The organism is Devosia sp. (assembly GCF_039927955.1).
In the GTDB taxonomy this organism is placed as follows: Bacteria; Pseudomonadota; Alphaproteobacteria; order Rhizobiales; family Devosiaceae; genus Devosia.
Window position 1 is genome coordinate 1 of the sequence record NZ_JBDSUA010000021.1, and the last position, 18,599, is coordinate 18,599.

General features: G+C 62.8%; 15 protein-coding genes. 8 read left to right on the top strand and 7 right to left on the bottom strand.

What is annotated here, in order from left to right:
* The first annotated feature begins 105 nt into the window (after positions 1-105).
* The 3 genes from ABIT12_RS06160 (at position 106) to ABIT12_RS06170 (ending at position 2,982) form a co-directional block, all read left to right on the top strand.
* Positions 106-1,101 carry an ABC transporter permease gene (locus tag ABIT12_RS06160; RefSeq protein ID WP_348043381.1) on the top strand — a complete coding sequence of 332 codons (996 nt, stop codon included), beginning with the start codon at positions 106-108 and terminating at the stop codon, positions 1,099-1,101.
* A gap of 64 nt (positions 1,102-1,165) precedes the next feature.
* Positions 1,166-2,164 carry a substrate-binding domain-containing protein gene (locus ABIT12_RS06165; protein ID WP_348043383.1) on the top strand — a complete coding sequence of 333 codons (999 nt, stop codon included), beginning with the start codon at positions 1,166-1,168 and terminating at the stop codon, positions 2,162-2,164.
* Between the two features lie 65 nt (positions 2,165-2,229).
* On the top strand, positions 2,230-2,982 hold the full coding sequence (locus ABIT12_RS06170; protein WP_348043385.1) for an SDR family oxidoreductase: 753 nt from the start codon (positions 2,230-2,232) through the stop codon (positions 2,980-2,982).
* Between the two features lie 128 nt (positions 2,983-3,110).
* Here ABIT12_RS06170 and ABIT12_RS06175 read toward each other — a convergent pair whose 3' ends face one another.
* Genes ABIT12_RS06175 through ABIT12_RS06190 form a run of 4 tightly spaced genes read right to left on the bottom strand, consistent with a single transcriptional unit; the run spans position 3,111 to position 8,105 of the window.
* Positions 3,111-4,037, bottom strand: a complete 927-nt coding sequence (locus tag ABIT12_RS06175; protein WP_348043387.1) for an electron transfer flavoprotein subunit alpha/FixB family protein — start codon at positions 4,035-4,037, stop codon at positions 3,111-3,113.
* Positions 4,034-4,786 carry an electron transfer flavoprotein subunit beta/FixA family protein gene (locus ABIT12_RS06180; protein ID WP_348043389.1) on the bottom strand — a complete coding sequence of 251 codons (753 nt, stop codon included), beginning with the start codon at positions 4,784-4,786 and terminating at the stop codon, positions 4,034-4,036. Before ABIT12_RS06180 ends, ABIT12_RS06175 begins: the two co-directional genes overlap by 4 nt.
* On the bottom strand, positions 4,783-7,221 hold the full coding sequence (locus ABIT12_RS06185; protein WP_348043391.1) for an FAD-dependent oxidoreductase: 2,439 nt from the start codon (positions 7,219-7,221) through the stop codon (positions 4,783-4,785). The genes ABIT12_RS06180 and ABIT12_RS06185 overlap by 4 nt, the downstream gene beginning before the upstream one ends.
* On the bottom strand, positions 7,218-8,105 hold the full coding sequence (locus ABIT12_RS06190) for a phosphotransferase (RefSeq protein ID WP_348043447.1): 888 nt from the start codon (positions 8,103-8,105) through the stop codon (positions 7,218-7,220). The genes ABIT12_RS06185 and ABIT12_RS06190 overlap by 4 nt, the downstream gene beginning before the upstream one ends.
* 150 nt (positions 8,106-8,255) lie before the next feature.
* On the opposite strand from ABIT12_RS06190, the gene ppk2 reads away from it, so the two are divergent.
* Positions 8,256-9,167: a polyphosphate kinase 2 gene (gene ppk2, locus ABIT12_RS06195; protein ID WP_348043393.1), complete on the top strand. Its 912-nt coding sequence runs from the start codon at positions 8,256-8,258 to the stop codon at positions 9,165-9,167.
* Positions 9,168-9,308: 141 nt separating this feature from the next.
* Here the strand turns inward: ppk2 and mscL are convergent, their stop codons facing one another.
* Positions 9,309-9,740 carry a large conductance mechanosensitive channel protein MscL gene (gene mscL, locus ABIT12_RS06200; protein ID WP_348043395.1) on the bottom strand — a complete coding sequence of 144 codons (432 nt, stop codon included), beginning with the start codon at positions 9,738-9,740 and terminating at the stop codon, positions 9,309-9,311.
* 176 nt (positions 9,741-9,916) lie between these two features.
* On the opposite strand from mscL, the gene ABIT12_RS06205 reads away from it, so the two are divergent.
* Positions 9,917-11,539: a PAS-domain containing protein gene (locus ABIT12_RS06205; RefSeq protein ID WP_348043397.1), complete on the top strand. Its 1,623-nt coding sequence runs from the start codon at positions 9,917-9,919 to the stop codon at positions 11,537-11,539.
* Between the two features lie 2 nt (positions 11,540-11,541).
* Here the strand turns inward: ABIT12_RS06205 and ABIT12_RS06210 are convergent, their stop codons facing one another.
* A complete protein-coding gene (locus ABIT12_RS06210; RefSeq protein WP_348043399.1) occupies positions 11,542-12,213 on the bottom strand; it encodes a response regulator transcription factor in 672 nt (223 codons plus the stop codon).
* Positions 12,214-12,414: 201 nt separating this feature from the next.
* On the opposite strand from ABIT12_RS06210, the gene ABIT12_RS06215 reads away from it, so the two are divergent.
* From ABIT12_RS06215 to ABIT12_RS06225, 3 genes are all read left to right on the top strand, one after another.
* Positions 12,415-15,876 (top strand): peptidoglycan-binding protein, encoded by a 3,462-nt coding sequence (locus ABIT12_RS06215; RefSeq protein WP_348043401.1) that lies wholly within the window; start codon positions 12,415-12,417, stop codon positions 15,874-15,876.
* Positions 15,877-16,027: 151 nt separating this feature from the next.
* Positions 16,028-16,957 (top strand): sulfite exporter TauE/SafE family protein, encoded by a 930-nt coding sequence (locus ABIT12_RS06220; RefSeq protein WP_348043403.1) that lies wholly within the window; start codon positions 16,028-16,030, stop codon positions 16,955-16,957.
* Entirely contained in the window at positions 16,954-17,724 is a 771-nt protein-coding gene (locus ABIT12_RS06225) for a TIGR02186 family protein (protein ID WP_348043405.1), read from the top strand. Before ABIT12_RS06220 ends, ABIT12_RS06225 begins: the two co-directional genes overlap by 4 nt.
* A 185-nt stretch (positions 17,725-17,909) precedes the next feature.
* Here the strand turns inward: ABIT12_RS06225 and pdeM are convergent, their stop codons facing one another.
* Entirely contained in the window at positions 17,910-18,575 is a 666-nt protein-coding gene (pdeM, locus tag ABIT12_RS06230) for a ligase-associated DNA damage response endonuclease PdeM (RefSeq protein ID WP_348043407.1), read from the bottom strand.
* Positions 18,576-18,599: the final 24 nt, after the last annotated feature.

Here is an 18,599-nt window from a genome sequence, read left to right on the forward strand (position 1 = left end):
GGGTACCTCGCAGGCGGCGATCTACGGCTCGGTGATCCTGGTGGCTCTGCTGATCGACCGCACGGTCCGGCAGCAGGGCGTGGTCAGCCTCAAGCGGGTGCGCGCATGAGCACGATCGAGAGCGCGACCCCGCAGGTTCAGGATGCCGCGCCAGCTCGGCCGCGCTGGCAGACCATGATCATCCGTCCCGAGACGATGACGCTGATCCTGTTGATCATCGGGTTTTGCGGCGCCAGCCTGCTGTCGCCCTACTTCCTCGACGTCAATTACATCCTGCGCAGTTTCACGCTGTCGGCCGAATTCGCCATGGTGGCGCTGGTTTTGACCATGGTGATCATCGCCGGCGAAATCGATCTGTCGCCCGCCGCCAATATGGCGCTGTCTGCCTGCCTGTTTGCGTGGGCGCAGCAGTCCGGCATTCCGATGCCGATCGCTATCGTTATCGGGCTGGCTTCGGGGCTGCTGATGGGGCTGATCAATGCCATCATGGTGATCCGCCTGCAGATCCCCTCGATCATCGTCACCATCGGCACGCTGACACTGTATCGCGGTCTGGCGCAGGTGATTGCCGGCGACAAGTCGATCCGCGTGCCGGAGTGGTTCATTGGCATCAATACCGTGCTGGTGTTCGGCATCCCGATGCCGGTACTGATCTTTGTCGTGCTGGCCATCGTGCTTGGCGTGGTGCTGGGCGGCACGATTTACGGCCGGCAGATTTATCAGGTCGGCACCAATGAAATTGCCGCCAACCATGCCGGCATCCGCTCCAAGCAGATCAAGTTCGTGCTGTTCCTGGCCATGGGCCTGGTCAGCGCCGTTGCCGGGCTGATGACTGCCTCGCGGCTGGGTTCGGTGCGCTACGATCTGGGGCTGGGCGGTGAATTGCAGATGGTGCTGATGGCCATGCTCGGCGGCACCTACATTTTCGGCGGGCGCGGCTCCATCCTCGGCACCTTCCTCGCCGCTTGGCTGCTGGTCATCGTCGCCACCGGCATGACTGTCGCCAATGTGCTGCCCGCAGTGCAGCTCGTCGTGCTCGGCGTGCTGCTCATCGTCTCGATCATCACCACCAATCTGATCTATTCCCGCACCCAAAGGTAGCGGGCGACGACCCGGCTTTGCGGCCGGCAAGAATACAAACGACGACCACCTGGAGGAAACTGACATGTTCAAGAAAACCGTACTGGCCGGGCTGGCTCTCAGCCTCACCATGGTCACCGGCGCTTATGCCGCTGACCCGCTCAAGATCGTCTATATCGGCAAGAATACCGGCAATCCGTACTTCGACAGCATCACTGGCGGGTTCCAGGATGCGTGCAAGTCGCTGGGCTGTGAATTCGAGTTCGTGGCGCCTGCCACTGCCGAAGCCACTTCGCAGATTCCGTTCATCGAAGCGCAGATCCAGCGCGGCGTGAACGTCATCGGTATCGCACCGAACAGCCCCGATGCGCTGAACCAGGTTCTGGATGAAGCCAAGGCCAAGGGCATTCTGGTGCTGACCGTCAACGGCGATCTGACCGGCAATGAAAGCCACCGCGACGCCACCATCCTGCCGGTTAATTTCGACATCGTCGGCAAGGACCAGGTTGAAATGGTCGGCTCGCTGATCGGCTATGAAGGCGAGATCGCCATCCTGTCGGCAACCACCGAAGCGCCCGACCAGAACAAGTGGATCGTGGGCATGAACGAGACGCTCAAATCCGATCCGAAATACGCCAAGATGAAGCTGGTCGCGACCGTGTATGGTGATGACCAGCCGGAAAAGTCGACCACCGAAATGGAAGCCCTGCTGTCGAACTTCCCGAACCTCAAGGGCGTTATCGCACCGACCACCGTTGGTATCGCTGCTGCTGCACAGGTCGTGCAGAGCCGTGGCATTGCCGATAAGGTGCATGTAACGGGTTTGGGCCTGCCCAGCGAAATGAAAGATTTCGTCAAGGACAAGACCGTGACCGCGTTCCAGCTCTGGTCGCCGTACAATGAAGGCTGGCTGGCTGTACACTTTGCTGCTGGCGTGCTCGGTGGCACCATCAAGAACGAAGTCGGTTCGACTTTTGAAGTGCCAAACCTTGGCACCGTCACCATCAATGCCAACAACTCGATCAATACCCAGGCGACGCTGACCACCTTCAACGCCGAAAACATCGACCAGTTCAACTTCTGATCTGGACAGTTCCGGCGGGCGCCGATCTGGTATCGGCGCCCGTTCTTTGCCATTGGATGCTCGCCATGAATTCCTATGATTTTGCCGATCGTGTTGCCATCATCACCGGGGCCGGCCAGGGGATCGGACTGACCGTGGCCGAAACCATGCTGGCCAATGGCGGGACGGTTTCGATCTGGGACCGCGACCAAGGCCTGCTCGATGGGCTGGCGGCAAAGTACGCCAATGAGAAGCGCATCCAGACGCTCAATGTCGATATCGGCAATAATGACTCGGTGCTGGCCGCGACCGACGCGGTCAAGCAGCGCTATGGCAGGATCGATATCCTGATCAACAATGCCGCCATTGTCGGGCCAAATGCGCCCACGGTGGATTATCCCATTCAGGCGTTCATCGACGTGGTGCATATCGGGCTGGTGGGGACCTTCATGGTCTGCCGCGCCGTGGTGCCCCACATGATCGCCGCCAATTATGGCCGCGTCGTCAACCTCAGCTCGGTGGCGGGCAAGGAAGGCAATCCCGGCGCGTCGGCCTATTCCTCGACCAAGGCGGGCGTGATCGCCTTGACCAAGTCGTTGGGCAAGGAACTTGCCGGCTATAATATCGCGGTCAACGCCGTGACCCCGGCAGTGGCCAAGACCACGATGTCGATGAGCCAGGACCCGGCGTTCCTCAAGATGATCCTGGCCAAGATTCCGCGCGGCCGGATGCTGGAATTGTCTGAAGCCGCCTCGATGATCTGCTGGCTGGCGACAAGCGAGAATTCGTTCACCACGGCATCGGTGTTCGACCTGTCGGGCGGCCGCGCTACCTATTGAGACAGAAGACAGAAGCTCCTTCGTGCCGAAAGGGTCGGGGTGGGTTGAGTGGTCTAATCCCTCCCTGGGATGCCGCTCCTGCCGGTGATAGCCCCGCCTCGGCCCTTCCGGCCCGAGGGAGCAAGCTGCTAAAGCAGCGCCGTCAGTTCCGGCAGGATTTCGAACAGATCGCCGACGAGGCCGAAATCGGCATATTGAAAAATCGGGGCGTCCGGATCGCTGTTGATGGCGACGATGACGTGGCTTTCCTTCATGCCGGCCAGATGCTGGATCGCCCCGGAAATTCCGCAGGCGATATAAAGATCGGGCGCGACGATCTTGCCGGTCTGGCCGACCTGTTGCTCGTTTGAGGCATAGCCGGCATCGACGGCGGCGCGGCTGGCGCCGATGGCAGCGTTGAGTTTGGCCGCCAGCGGGACCAGCAGGGCATCAAACTGTTGCTGTGAGCCGAAGGCGCGGCCGCCGGAGATCACCACCTTGGCCGAGGTCAGATCGGGACGGTCACTGGCAGTGGCGGCGCTGCCGACGTAGCGCGACAGGGCTGGATCGACGGCTGGGGCAAGTCTAACCAGTTCTGCATCGCCGCCAGTTTTGGCTTCCGCAAAGGCTGAAGTCCGCACGGTAACAACCTTGATCGCATCGGTAGCCTGCACCGCCTCGATAGCATTGCCGGCATAGGTCGGGCGCTGGAAGGTGTCTGGACCGAGCACGGCGGTGATTTCGGAGACCTGCATAACGTCGAGCAACGCAGCAACGCGTGGCATGACGTTTTTGCCGGTGCTGGTGGCGGCAGCGACGAAGGCGGAATAGGCGGTTTGCGCGAGGATCAGCGTGGTCAGCGGTTCGGCGAGGGCCTGGGCGTAGGCCGGATCATCGGCGAGCAGCACGCGAGTTGCACCGGTCAATTGGCGCGCGGACTCGGCGACGGCGGCGCATTGGTGGCCGGCGACCAGAACATGCACTGGTCCGCCCAATGCCAGTGCAGCGGTTAGCGCGCGAGCGGTGCGGGGATCGAGCGTTTTGTTGTCGTGTTCGGCCAGCAGCAGCGTGGTCATGGCGTGAGTGCTCCGGCAGCTTTCAGCCGGGTGACCAGTTCCGCGGCGGAGGCGACCTTGATGCCGGGGGGACGCTTGGGTGGGGCTTCGACACTCAGCAGTTTGAGCCGTGGGGTCAGGTCAACGCCAAACTCTTCGGCCGTCGCTTTGCGCAGCGGCTTGGCGCGGGCCTTCATGATGTTGGGCAGCGAGGCAAAGCGCGGGGTATTCAGGCGCAGATCGGTGGTGACGATTGCGGGCAGCGGCAGCGCGATGGTTTGCAGGCCGGAATCGACTTCGCGGGTGACCGTGGCGATACCATCGGCGATGGTCAGTGCCGAGGCGAAGGTGCCCTGCCCCCAGTTGAGCAGCGCGGCCAGCATCTGGCCGGTCTGGTTGGCGTCGTCGTCGATGGCCTGTTTGCCAAGCAGGATCAGATCGGGCTGCTCCTCCAGCGCTACGGCACGCAGCAGCTTGGCGACGCCGAGGGGTTCGGCGCGGTGTTCGGTGGTGACCAGAATGGCGCGGTCGGCACCCATGGCGAGGGCGGCGCGCAAGGTGTCTTCGGCCTTGGCGGCGCCGATGCTGACCACCACTACTTCGGTGGCGACGCCCTGTTCCTTGAGGCGGATCGCCTGTTCGACGGCGATCTCGCAGAACGGGTTCATGCTCATTTTGACGTTATCCAGATCAACGCCGCTGCCGTCGGCCTTGACGCGGATGGAGATCGACGAATCGACCACCCGCTTGATGGCGACGAGGATCTTCATGCCTTCACCCGCACGGCCTGTGGATCATAGAGCGGTTCGAGATGCAGCGTGGCTTTGACCCGTTCATTGGCCACGACAAGTTCGTAGCTGGCGCTGGTCAGGTAGTCGTCGCTGACCCCATCGGGGTTGCGGACATAGCCAAGGCCGATGGGCTTGCCGACGGTGTAGCCATAGCCGCCGGAGGCCAGATAGCCGGCAAATTTGCCATCGCGCAGGATGGTTTCGCGGCCAAGCAGGACCACATCGTCGCGTTCGGTAGTGAAGATCATCAGGCGCTTTTTGAGCGGCTGACCGGCGCGGGCTTCCAGCGCCTCGCGGCCCATGAATGGCGTATTGGTCTTGAGTTTGACCGCCCAGCCGAGGCCGGCTTCGAACGGGGTATCATTGGGCGTAATGTCCGAGCCCCAGGCGCGATAACCCTTTTCCAGCCGCAGCGATTCCAGCGCTCGATAACCCACCGGACGCAGCCCGAACGGGGCGCCTGCCGCCATCAGCGCGTCAAACACTGCGCCGGTTTTGGCCAGCGGAATATGCAGTTCCCAGCCGAGTTCGCCGACATAGGTGACGCGCAGGGCGCGCACTTCGGCGCCGGCGATGGGCAGGGTGCGGACATGACCGAAGGGGAATGCCGCATTGCTCACATTGGCAGCGGTGACCTGTTGCAGCACGTCGCGGGCGCGGGGGCCCATCAGGCTCAATGTGCCGAATTCCTCGGTGACGTCGGTCAGCGTGACGTTGGCGCCAGCGGGAATATGCTCCTCGATCCAGGCAAGATCGTGGGTGCGAAAGCCGGTGCCGGTGACGATGTAGAACCTGTCGTCGGCCAAACGCGCAACGGTCAGGTCGCATTCGATGCCGCCACGCGAGTTGAGCATCTGGGTATAGGTCAGCCGACCCACCGGCTTGTCTACATTGTTGGCGGCAATCCAGTTGAGTGCCGAGGCCGCATCGGGGCCGTTGACTTCGTATTTGGCAAAGGAGGATTGATCGAACAGGCCGACCGCTTCGCGCACCAGCCGGTGTTCCTCGCCGACCGGGCCGAACCAGTTCTGGCGGCCCATGGAATAGATATCGCTGGCTCCGGTCCCGGCAGCAAACCAGTTCGGCCGTTCCCAGCCCAGTTTGGAGCCGAACACGGCACCGCGGGTCTTGAGCCGATCATAGAGCGGGGAGACGATGCGCTGGCGGCCGCTTTGATATTCTTCGTGCGGAAACCCGATGGTGTAGTGCTTGCCATAGGCTTCGAGCGTGCGGTCCTTGACCCATTCGCGATCGCGGTGCATGCCGGAAAAACGCCGGATATCCACCACCCACAGGTCCATCGGCGCTTCGCCGCGCATCGCCCACTCGGCCAAAACCCAGCCGGCGCCGCCACCCGAGGCGATGCCGAAAGCGTTGAACCCGGCGCCGACATACATATTGGTGCATTCGGGCGCGGCGCCGAGGATGAAATTACCATCGGGGGTAAAGCTCTCCGGGCCGTTGATCATCTGGCGGACGCCGGCAGTTTCCAGCGCCGGGATGCGGGCAATGGCCTGGGTCAGGTGTTGCTCGAAATGGTCCCAGTCGTCATCGAACAGTTTGAACTGGAAATCCGAGGGGACGTCGCCGGTGGTCCATGCGATCGGGTTGGGTTCATAGCCGCCCATGACCAGCCCGCCGACTTCTTCCTTGAAATAGGTCAACCGATCGGGATCGCGGATGGTGGCGGCGTCGGTGGACAGGCCGTCGATCTTTTCGGTGATGATATACTGGTGCTTGACCGGTTGCAGCGGCACGTTGATGCCAGCCATGGTGCCGATCTGGCGGGCCCATTGGCCACCGCAATTGACCACGGTTTCGCAGGCGATGTCGCCCTGATCGGTTTTGACGGCGGTGATGCGTTTGCCGTCCATGACAAAGCCGGTGACGGTGACGCCTTCGATGATATTGGCGCCGTGCATGCGGGCGCCCTTGGCCAGCGACTGGGTAATGTCGGAAGGGCTAGCTTGCCCATCGGTGGGCAGATAGCTGGCGCCGATCAGGTCGCTGGTTTCCATCAGCGGCCAGAGCTTCTTGACCTCGGCGGGCGAGAGCAGTTCCATTTCCATGCCGAAGCTGCCCGCAGTCGTGGCCAGCCGCCGATATTCGGTCCAGCGATCTTCATTGGTGGCGAGGCGCAGGCAGCCGGTCATTTTCCAGCCGGTATCGAGGCCGGTTTCATCCTTGAGGGTCTTGTAGAGTTCGACCGAGCGCTTGAGCACCTGGGTAACCGACGCTGACGAGCGCAGTTGCCCAACCAGCCCTGCTGCATGCCAGGTGGAGCCCGAGGTCAGCTTGCCCTGTTCCAGCAGCAGCACATCAGCCTTGTGGTCGCGCGCCAGATGATAGGCGGTGGAACAGCCGACAATGCCGCCACCGATGACCACGATCTGCGCATGTTTGGGCAAGCTCATTTGGACGTTCCATACTGGGATTGATAAGCGGCGTAGGCCGCGTCGAAGCGGGCGAAATTGTCGATGGCATAGGCGTTGTAGTCTGCGCCCGGTGCATTGAGGTGCAGTTCGGAGACCAGACCCCACAGCGCCTCGCGCAGCAGCGACACACATTGCATGGCGGCGTGGCTGCGGCGGATTTCGGTACTGGGCGGCGCACCGAAATAGGCGGTGAGCAACGCGTCGGACTGGCTGGCGTCGAAGCCGGCGTTAGACGCCAGCCCCGCCAGATCGAACATGGCGGTGTTGAACCCGGCATATTCGTAGTCGATCAGCCACAGCCGCTTGCCGTCGTCGATCAGGTTGGCCGGCAGCAGATCGTTGTGGCCGAAGCGGATCGGCAGCGGCATCTGCGCGGCTTCCAACTCAGCGTTGATGGCCAGCGCCGCCGGAATGCGGGCGATCAGCGGGTTGGGCGAGGCCTTGAGCGTATTGGCATAATCGCGGATGACGTGGAACACCCAGAACATGAAGGCGGTCCCGGTGATGCGCAGCGGCATCTGCTCATGAAAGTCCCGGATGAAAGCGGCGATGCGTTCGGGATTGGCGCGAATATCGGCGTCGGTGAAGACGCGCCCCTCGATGAAGCGCGACACCATCAGCCCCGGCTCGTCATAGACCACTTCCTGACAGAATCCCGCAGCATGGGCAGCGCGGGCGGTCATCACCTCGCGATGGCGGTCGACGTGGTGGAAGGGGTAGTCCCTGCCGAAGCGAACGACATACTTGCCTGCAGCGTCAGTGACGGTGAAGCTGAGATTGGAGAGGCCGCCGAGCAGCGGCTCAATGCGGAGCTTGCCCTGCCACACCGGCAGGTCCGCAATCCGCTGCTCCAGCTCGCTTATCACTTTGCATGCCCCCTGCTGCCGCCGCGGCGATGTGATCGCACTGACTGCGGCAAGTCAATCGCGCGGGCCACGACAACGCTGCCGTGGGCACCGTCACAATAGTGTTGCAAAGCTGGGGTTTGAGTGCGCCAAACAAGGATGGCAGGCATGTCCAACGATCAGGAATATCTCGACCGCATCAAGGCGGAAATCGCCGACAATTTCGACGAAGAGCTGGAATTGCAGATGGAAGACGACCGGCTCGACGAGCTGGTTGCCGAGGGGATGAGCGCCCCGGCACCTGACACGCTGGACCGCAAGATCTATTTCCGCGAACTGTTCCGCCTGCAGCACGAACTGGTGCGTTTGCAGGATTGGGTACAGCACAACAAGCTCAAGGTGGTGGTGCTGTTCGAAGGCCGCGATTCAGCGGGCAAGGGCGGCGCCATCAAGCGTGTCACCCAGCGGCTCAATCCGCGCGTCTGCCGCACCGTAGCGCTGCCGGCCCCGACCGAACGCGAAAAGAACCAGTGGTATTTCCAGCGCTATGTGCCGCATCTGCCGACGGCCGGCGAAATGGTGCTGTTTGATCGCTCCTGGTACAATCGGGCCGGGGTCGAGCGCGTCATGGGCTTTTGCACGACTGAGGAACTGGATGAGTTTTTCCGTTCGGTGCCCGAGTTTGAACGCATGTTGGTTCGAAGCGGCGTTATCCTGATCAAATACTGGTTCTCGATCACCGACGAGGAGCAGGAATTCCGCTTCAAGATGCGTATCCACGATCCGCTGAAGCAGTGGAAGCTGTCGCCGATGGATATGGAAAGCCGCATCCACTGGGAAGAATATACCAAGGCCAAGGAAGAAATGCTGGCCCGCACCCATACGCCGGAAGCCCCCTGGTGGGTGGTGCAGGCGGTGGACAAGAAGAAGGCGCGGCTCAATTGCATTGCGCATCTGTTGTCACAGATCCCCTATGGCGATGTGCCCAAACAGGATGTCGAACTGCCCGGCCGCGTCCGGCACGACGACTATCTCCGCACCCCGGTGCCGAAGGAACTGTACGTGCCGGAGATCTACTGAGGCCGTCAGCAGCCGGTGACCTGGTGTCAATCGCGGGAAAACACCGTCTGGAAGCCCTCCAGACGGTACAATACGTCAAGGCTTCACACCTGGCCGGATCGCCGTCGATGACACTGCGCCGGCTTTTTCGTCAGATGGCGATCAGGGCCTGGCGCGCAGGGCGTCACGGATTTCGGTGAGCAACACTTCTTCGCGGCTCGGCGCGGGGGAAGCAGAAGTTGGCTCCTCGGCTGCCTTTTTCTTCAGCGAATTGATGCCCTTGACCACGATGAACAGGACGAAGGCAATGATCGCGAACTTAACCACCGCATTGAGGAACAGGCCGATATTGAGCGTTGCAATGCCGGCATCCTTGGCCGCAGCCAGCGATACCACCGGCAGGTTGGACGGGTTCTTGAGCACGACGAACAGGTTAGAAAAATCGATGCCGCCCAGGATCAGTCCGATCAGCGGCATGAACAGATCATCGACAATCGACGATACGATGGCGCCGAAAGCAGCGCCGATGATCACGCCAATGGCCAGATCAACCATATTGCCCTTGATGGCGAAGTCGCGGAATTCCTTGAACACGATGGGCCTCTTGTGGCGACGCGTTACTCTTGTCGTTGGCAGCCGCACCGTCGCCAGGGTGCAGATTTAGAGATTTTCGTAGATTTGCCGGATTTGCAATGGGTCATCAGTTGGCCTTGCGCCGCCTTGGCGCAGGGCGGATAAATGTGATCATTGTTCCGCGCAAGGCCAGTCCCATGCCGCCCACTCCTGATGACGCCTTGACCAGCCTGCGGCAGGCCATGGACTATGTTCCGCAGGGCATTGCAATGTTTGACAGCGCGTTACGCCTCGTCAGCAGCAATGGCCGCTATGGCCTGCTGCTGGCGTTGCCCGACCATTTGCTGAAGCCGGGCACGGCGCTGTTCGATATCGCGCTGTTTCTGGGCGATCGGGGCGATCTGGGACAGGGCGACGCGGCACGGCTGGCGATCGAGCGGGTCAACGCCATCACCGCTGCACCCAACACCGTGACGCAACGGCTGGGCAATGTCGGGCAGATGCTGGAATTTTATACCAGCCGCCTGCCCGATGGTGGTCTGGCGATCAGCTTTTCCGACGTCACGGCGCGGATCAAGGCGGAACGCGAACTGGAACGGGTCAATCAGTCGCTGGAAGGGCGCGTCGCCGAGCGCACCGCCACCCTGACCCGGGTCAATGCGGAACTGGAAAGCGCTCGCGCCAAGGCCGATGCGGCCAACCACGACAAGACACGGTTTCTGGCGGCGGCCAGCCATGATCTGCTGCAGCCACTCAATGCGGCGCGGCTTTACACCTCGACGCTGATCGAGCGGGCCAAATCGACCGGGCTAGCGGATCTGGCCAATTCCATCGAGGCGTCGCTGACCGCGGTGGAAGACATCATGTCGGCGCTGCTCGATATTTCGCGCATCGACAGCGGCGCACTGCGCCCGGTGCCGATAGCCTTCAGCGCCCGCGAACTGCTCAAGAAAATCGAGGTCGAATTCGGGCCGATGGCGCGGGAGCGTTCGGTGCATCTGGAAATCGTCGCGACCAATGCGGTGGTGATCGCCGACCGCATGCTGGTGGGCCGCATCGTGCAGAACCTGGTGTCCAACGCCATCAAATATACCCTGCCTGGCGGACGGGTGCTGGTGGGCATTCGCCGACGCGGCAGCCGGATCAGACTGGACGTGATCGACACCGGGATTGGCTTCAACAAGGACCAGCACCGGCTGTTGTTTGCCGAATTCTCGCGGCTGGAGCGCGGCGCGCGCATGGCGCAGGGGCTGGGGCTGGGGCTGTCCATCGTGCAGCGCCTCGTGGCCGCTTTGGGATTGACACTGGAACTGGACAGTGTCGAAGGGCGCGGTTCGCGGTTTTCGCTGTTTCTGGCGGCGGCGCGCAATGTGCGCAGTGTCGCCGAAGTGGGTACACCCCTGCCCGAACCGGTGTTTGGGCAGCTCGATCTGCGCATCCTGTGCGTCGACAACGAGCGCAATATTCTGGAGGCTATGGAAGGGCTGTTGAGCCATTGGGGGTGCGATGTGCGTAGCGCCCGCTCGCTCAAGGAGATCGACCGGGATGGGTTGCTGGAAGGCTGGTATCCCGACCTGGTGCTGATGGATTATCACCTCGACCAGACCTCGGGGCTCGATGCCATCGAGTGGCTGCGCCACAATGTAGGCGGGCACTTGCCGGCCGCGCTGGTGACGGCGGACCGCAGCCCGGCGGTGCGAGCACTGGCGGAAGAACGCGGCATTGCGGTGGTGACCAAGCCGGTCAAACCTGCGGCGCTGCGCGCGGCAATCACCGGGCTGGCGGGCCAGGGCGGACGGCAGGGGCGCAAGGCGGGCTAGGATCAGGCCTTGTCGGCACCAATCGAAAACAGCGCTTCGAACTGTCCCTGTTCGATGCGCGCTGCGGCGATGACCGCCTGGGTGCGGCTATCGACATCGAGCTTTTGCAGGATGGCCGAGACGTGGGCCTTGACCGTGGCCTCGGAGATGGTCAGCTCATAGGCGATCTGCTTGTTCATGAGCCCGTCGCTGAGCATCATCAGCACGCGCACCTGTTGCGGCGTAAGCGTCGCCAGCCGCCGCATCAGGGCGGAATGGGCATCTTCGGTGCCCAGCACCATGCCTTCGGGCACGAAGACCTCGCCAGACAGCACGGTTTCGATGGAACGGCGAATCTCGGTGGGCCCGATGGACTTGTGCAGATAGCCGGCGGCGCCCAGCTCGAACGCCCGGCGCACCACGGTGCCGTCCTCGACCGCCGAAATGATCATCACCGGAATATCGGGATATTGGGCCCGCAGCAGCAGCAGGCCGGAAAAGCCGCGCACGCCGGGCATGTTGAGATCGAGCAGGACCAGATCGCAATCGCGGTCGGCTTCGAGCGCGGCATTGAGCCCGGCAAGGTCGCCGGCTTCCTCGACATTTACGGTTGCGTCACCGCCCGACAGGGTCTGGCGGAGGGCGGCGCGGAACAGCGGGTGGTCATCGACGATGATTATGCGGCGGCGAGTCATGGTGGTCGTGATGTCCCTGGGGCGCTGTCGGTGCCCCAGCCTAACCGGGGTTTGCTGATGTTCAACCAACAGATTTGAACGCCGAAGCAGTCAATTAGTGCAATGCTTAACGGGTTCTTTACCATGTTTTACCAAGAGTGAGCGTTAGACCTTCGTGTTGACTCGCGGCGGTCCCCGCAGTTTTTCCGGTTGGGAAATGTAATGGCCCGCGCCTTCCCGCTTTCCGATATGCACGATCCGGCGTCCGACCCACAGCCGGGCGAATGGCAGGCATTGCGTGGCGAACTGGTGGCTTTGCTGGATCAGGTCGAAGGCCGGTTCAACCAGGCAGCTGCCCCCAAGACCGCTTATGAAGGCCTGACGCAGCGGGTGCGCAACCTGCGCGATCAGGTCGATGGCACAGCCGGCAATGCGCGGCACCGCGAGGCCCTCAAGACCGTCAAACGCGCCGTCGATCGCTTCAGCGAACGCGACGAGACCGATTTCCTCAACGATACCGACAGCCTGCAATCGGCAATCGCCGAAATTCGTGGCCGTCAGCTTTCCGCACCGATGGCTGCAGTGGCACGCCATGTCGCCGAGCTGCCGCAGTTCGGCGAATTGACCGCGCTGGTCGGCGGATTGTCGCACCGGCTCGAACGCCTCGAAGGCGAACTCAAATCGCAGCGGGCCGGCAATGGCAATGTGCGCGAAGTGGCCAGCCAGGTCGAACAGCTCTCCCACGTGGTGGAATTGCTGGCGGGCGCCGTGGGCGAAACCGGCCAGGTCAAGCGGCTCGAAACCCAGATCGCGGGCCTTGCCCGGCTGATCGGCGAAGCGCCCAAGGTCGATCTCTCCGCCGTCAACAAACGGCTCGACGACGTTTCGACCACCGTGGGCAAGCTGGCTGAACTGCAGGCCCAGCAGATGGAGCGCGAAGTGGCGCGGCAGGATCGCGCCGATGGCGCAGCGCCTGCCGGTGTCCAGTCCGATAGCCTCGGCACCTCGATGCTGGCGATCGAACAGAGCGTGCGCAACGTCTATGACCGCATCGATTCCATCGAGCGCAATGTGACGCTGTCGGCTGGTGACTTTGAGCGGCTGACTGCCGAAATGTCGGCGTTCACCAAGGCGGTGCGCGACAAGGAAGTGGGGCCGAGCAAGCTGGTCGACAAGATCGATGCCTTGCAGGCGCGCATCGGCGGCTTTGAAAGCTCCAATAACGATGTCGCGGGCCTGCAGAACGATATCGCGGCCTTGCGCGATGTGGTGCTGGCCGGGGTCGAGCCGCGCTTTGCCCGGCTGGAAACCCAGCTTGAAGCGCTGTCGGTCAAGATGGACAAGCCACGCGCTGCCAATCCCAGCGTCGCCCAGATCGAGAGCCAGCTCAAGAAGCTGATCAGCCGCATGGATGAGACCGGGGCCCAGCTCAACGGCCTGACCCAGCTGTATTCGGCCGAGCCGGACGCGAGCCCGGACTTTGAAGCGCTGGCCATGCTGGTGGCGCAGCGCACCGCAAGCGCGGTCAGCAAATCAGCAGGCCCGGCTGCTGCCCCCGGCATCAGTGAAGACAGTTTCAGTGCGCTGGAACAGCGCATGTCGGCGATGTTCAATACCGCCGGCAAGGATACCGCCCAACGGCTGGCCAAGCTGGAAGCGGCGCTGAGCAAGCGCGCGGCCGAGCCGATGCTGGCCCCGGCAGCGCTGGCCCCGCGCCAAGCCGAGCCGGTGGCGCAGAAGCTGCCAGAGCCGAGCAAGCTCAACAGCATGCTCGAAGCGTTGTCGCAAAGCCGTGCCGTTACTACGGGCCAGAGCGATGCGATGCCGGCCAATCCGGCCGAAGACGCGCCGTTGCGCGATGTGGTGTTCCAGGAACAGACTCCGCCGCGGGCCGAACCGGCACCAGTGGTGCGCAAGCCGACCGCTGCACCAGTGGTTGCGGCCACAGCGCCACGCGCTCCGGCCGTGGACGCGCCGGTGGTGTTTGATCCCGCCGGTGCGCAGCGCCCGCCACGCCCACAATCCAGCCTCGATGCGCCCAGCAAGGACCCCTTTGCTGAAGTGCAGGCCGCGCCGCGCGCCGTGGAGCCGCCGCAGACTGCCAATGCGCAAAGCACCAGTACGTTTGTTGCGGCAGCACGCCGGGCCCAGCGCGCCAAGCAGGACACTGCCGCGCCACCCGTGAGCGGCAATTCATTGATCAGCCGGGCGCTGGCCCGGGTGATGCCCGCGCCGGCTGACCCCGCAGAGGCCAGGGCCGTCGCCACCGAGCCGGCTGCCGAAAAGACCTCGCTGTTTGCGCGCAAGCCCAAAGCAGCAAAGGCCCCCAAGGCCGTTGATGTGCCAGTGATGCCAGAAATGGGGCGCGTTGCTGTCGCCGATATCGATGCGCAACCAAGCTTTTTGACGCGTTATCGCCGACCGTTGCTGCTGGCAGCAACGCTGGTGGTGGTGTCGCTGCTGGCCTTGAACCTGGTGATGCAGCGGGTCAATTCTTCGGCGCCCGTGGTTGAGCCGTCGGCAGAACCTGCCGCCATGGATGCAACGCCTGAGAAAACTTCGGATCTTGGTGACCTGGTCGATCCCGCGAGCTTGCCGACCGATCCACGCGTCATTTCCATGGTCGACAATTCGACCACCGGCTCGATCAATCCGGCCTCAACCAGTTCGTTCTCGAAATCGTCGGTCGAGACCACGCCGATGCCACCGACCCTGCTGGCTTCGACCGGCAAGCCGTTGCCTGCGACCATCGACCCGGTGGACGTACCCAACGTCAATGCCGAAGTCCTGACCGGCAGCATTCCAGCCAAGACCGACAGCCCGATCAAGTTCGAGCTGGCGCCCGAAGCGGTTGGCCCGATCGAGCTGCGGCAGGCGGCCGCCGATGGCGATGCCCGCGCCCAGTTCGAGATCGGCGCCATTTATGGCGAGGGTCGCGCGGTGACGCAGGACTACAAGGCCTCCGCCACCTGGTATGAACGCGCTGCCGCGCAGGGGTTTGCTCCGGCGCAGTATCGGCTCGGCAATCTCTATGAGACCGGCAACGGGGTGACCAAGGACCTCGAAATGGCCAAGCTCTGGTATCAGCGCAGCGCCGATAGCGGCAACCGCATGGCCATGCACAATCTGGCGGCGCTGTTTGCCAGCGGCCAGTTGGGCGAACAGAAATTCGAGCAGGCTGCCGAGTGGTTCGAGCAGGCCGGCAACCTGGGGATGACCGACAGCCAGTTCAACCTGGGCATGCTGCATGCCCGCGGGCTGGGCGTGCCGCAGGACATGGAACAATCGTTCAAGTGGTTCTCGCTGGCAGCGCGCGACGGCGATGCCGATGCGGTCAAGGCGCGCGACGATATTGCCAAGTCGCTGACCGCCGATGTGGTCAAGAAGGTCAAGGCCGAGGTCGATGCCTGGAAGCCGGGCAGGGTCAATCTGGCGGCCAATTTTGCCCCGATCGGCACCTGGTCGCCCAAGTTCAATCCGGGCGAGGCCATCGCCTCCAAGGATGTAATTTCCAAGGTGCAAAAGGTTCTGGGCAAGCTTGGCTATGACATCGGCACCCCCGATGGCATTACCGGTCCAAAGACTGCCGAGGCGATCAAGGCCTTCGAGCGCGGCACCGGCATGACCGAAACCGGCACCATCAATCCGCGCCTTCTGGCGGTGCTGGGCAGCCAGCCGGTCTAGAGCATTTGACGAAGCGGCAATTGCGCCATAAGCCCTTATGGACATTGCCGAACCCGATGCTCCGTCGCTCGATCTGAAGCGCGGGGCGTCGTCTTATTGTTGTCGCAGGGCCGGCCTAGGTCTTGCCCGTCACCGTGAACGGACCTGGATCTTGCAGATTTATCTGCCGATCGCCGAACTTTCCATGAACCTCTTCTTTCTTGTCGGGATCGGGGGGGCGGTCGGGTTTTTGTCGGGTCTGTTTGGAGTCGGTGGCGGTTTCCTGTTGACGCCCCTGCTGATCTTTTCAGGCGTACCGGCTTCAGTGGCCGTTGCCTCGGTGACTGGTCAGGTCGTGGCCGCTTCGACCTCGGGCGCGCTGACCTATTACCGGCGCGGTGGCATTGACCTGCATCTGGCGCTCTATCTGGTGTTGTCGGGCATTCTGGGGGCGTTTGGTGGCGTAGCGACCTTTTCGGTGCTGCGCGCCGCCGGCCAACTCGATCTGGTGATCTCGGTCGGCTTTTTGGTGCTGCTGGGCTTTGTCGGCGTGCTGATGCTGGTGGAATCGGCCCGCGCCATCATCAAGCAACGCGCCGGCATCGTGGTGCGCGAGCGCCTGCCCAACCAGCACAACTGGATCCACGGCCTGCCGCTGCGCATCCGCTTCAAGAAGTCCAAGCTCTATATCAGCGTGTTGCCGGTGCTGGTGATTGGCCTGGTCATCGGCTTCCTGGGCTCGCTGCTGGGAATTGGCGGCGGCTTCATCATGGTGCCGGCGCTGGTCTATCTGCTGCGGGTGCCGGGCAATGTGGTGATCGGCACTTCGCTGCTCCAAGTGGTGGCGATGATGGCCGCGACCACCATCCTGCACGCAGTGCAGAGCCAGAGCGTCGACATCATGCTGGCCTTCTGCCTGATGGTGGGCGGCGTTGCCGGCGCCCAGTTCGGCGCCTCGGCCGGACGGCATCTGCGTGGCGAACAGTTGCGCGGACTGCTGGCGCTGCTGGTGCTGGCGGTGGCGATCCGCTTCGGGCTGTCGCTGGTCCTGTCGCCCGGCGATACGTTCAGCATGACCGTGTTCGGGCCGGGCGCCAATTGAACGGGATCAGGGCATATCTGCTGGCAGTGCTGGCCGTCGCAGCATTCACACATCCGGCGCGCGCCGAAAAGCTGGTGTCCGAGCTCTCGACCGACACCGTTGAAATCACCTCTAGCTTCACTGGCGAGAAGATGACCTTCTTTGGCAGTATCGAGCCCGAGATCAGCGCCAAGGACGCAGCGATCGGACCCTATCACGTCATTATCGTGGTGACCGGGCCGGCCCTTGACCGGGTGGCGCGCGAAAAGACCCGCAATTTTGGCGTCTGGCTCAATACCGATCAGGTCACCTTCAAGAGCTTTCCGAGCTATTATCAGGTGCTGTCGAGCAGCAAGATGAGCGACATCACCAATGCGACAACGCTGGCCGTCGAGCATATTCCGCCCGACGCGCAGCCGGGAATTTCGGAAGAATCCGGCTGGTGGAAATCGGCAATCTTCGGGCGCGAACTGATCCGGCTGATGAACGAACAGGGCCTGTTCGGGGTCAACGAAAATGCCATCAACTTCCAGTCGCCGACGTTTTACTCCGCCCGCCTCACCCTGCCCAGCGATGCGCCGCCCGGTCCCTATCTGGCGGTGACTTACATATTCAAGGACGGGGTGATCGTGGCGCGCAATTCCGAAGGGTTTGCGGTGCGCAAGATCGGCTTCGAGCGGTTCCTCGCCATCGAGTCGCGCCAGCATTCGCTGCTCTACGGCATCGTCTGCGTGCTGCTGGCCGTGTTTACCGGCTGGGCCGGTGGCGTGCTGTTCAAGCGGGGTTAGGTGCGCTGGAAACCTCAGTCGCCGCCCTTCTCCCCTTGAGGGAGAAGGTGCCCGAAGGGCGGATGAGGGGTGTCTTGCTTGTCCACCACCCAGCATTTGCGGAAGCAACCCCTCACCCTGACTTGTCGCTGAACGCGAAAAGTCTGTCCCTCTCCCTCAAGGGGAGAGGGTAGAAGTGGGCGCCCCTATCCCCGCACCAGCCGCTTGGGGCTGACTGGATAGAGCCGGTCGCGACCCAGCATGGTCACTTCGAGCGCTGACCAGTTGAGCAGGCCGGCAAAGGCGGGGCTGAGGATATTGAGATTTCCGGTCGAGGCGCCGTAAGCGGGCAGGATCAGCAGGCGCTGGTCGGTGACAAAGCAGGGCCGGCGCACGGCGCGGCCATTGATGTAGATGTGCGCCGCCGGATGCAGATGGCCGGCCATCAGGCCGGTGACGCCCCGGCGCGGTTCGTGGGTCAGCGTCAGCCCGCGCAGCTCCAGATGCGGCAGGCATTGCCCGCCCAGCAGGTGCGGTGCCGGATCGTGATTGCCGGAGAGCCAGAACCAGTTGGCCCGTTCGGTCAACCCATCGATCTGGGCGCGGTCGTGATCGGTGAGCGTAGCGGGGCCATAGTCGCGGTGAAAACTGTCGCCAAGCGAAATCACCGTGCTGGCGCCGGTATGGACGATATCGAGCGCCAGGCGCTTCAGCGTCAGCGTGGTGTCATAGGGCGGCAGGAACTGGCCATGGCGGGCGAACGAGCTCATCTTTTCCAGATGCAGATCGGCGACCAGCAGGGCGTTTTCGGCGCGCCAGAACAGGGCGCCGGAATTGAGCGGTTCAAAAATCTGTCCGGCAAAGCGCAGCAATTGAGTCTCCGTTGCTGCGTCCTG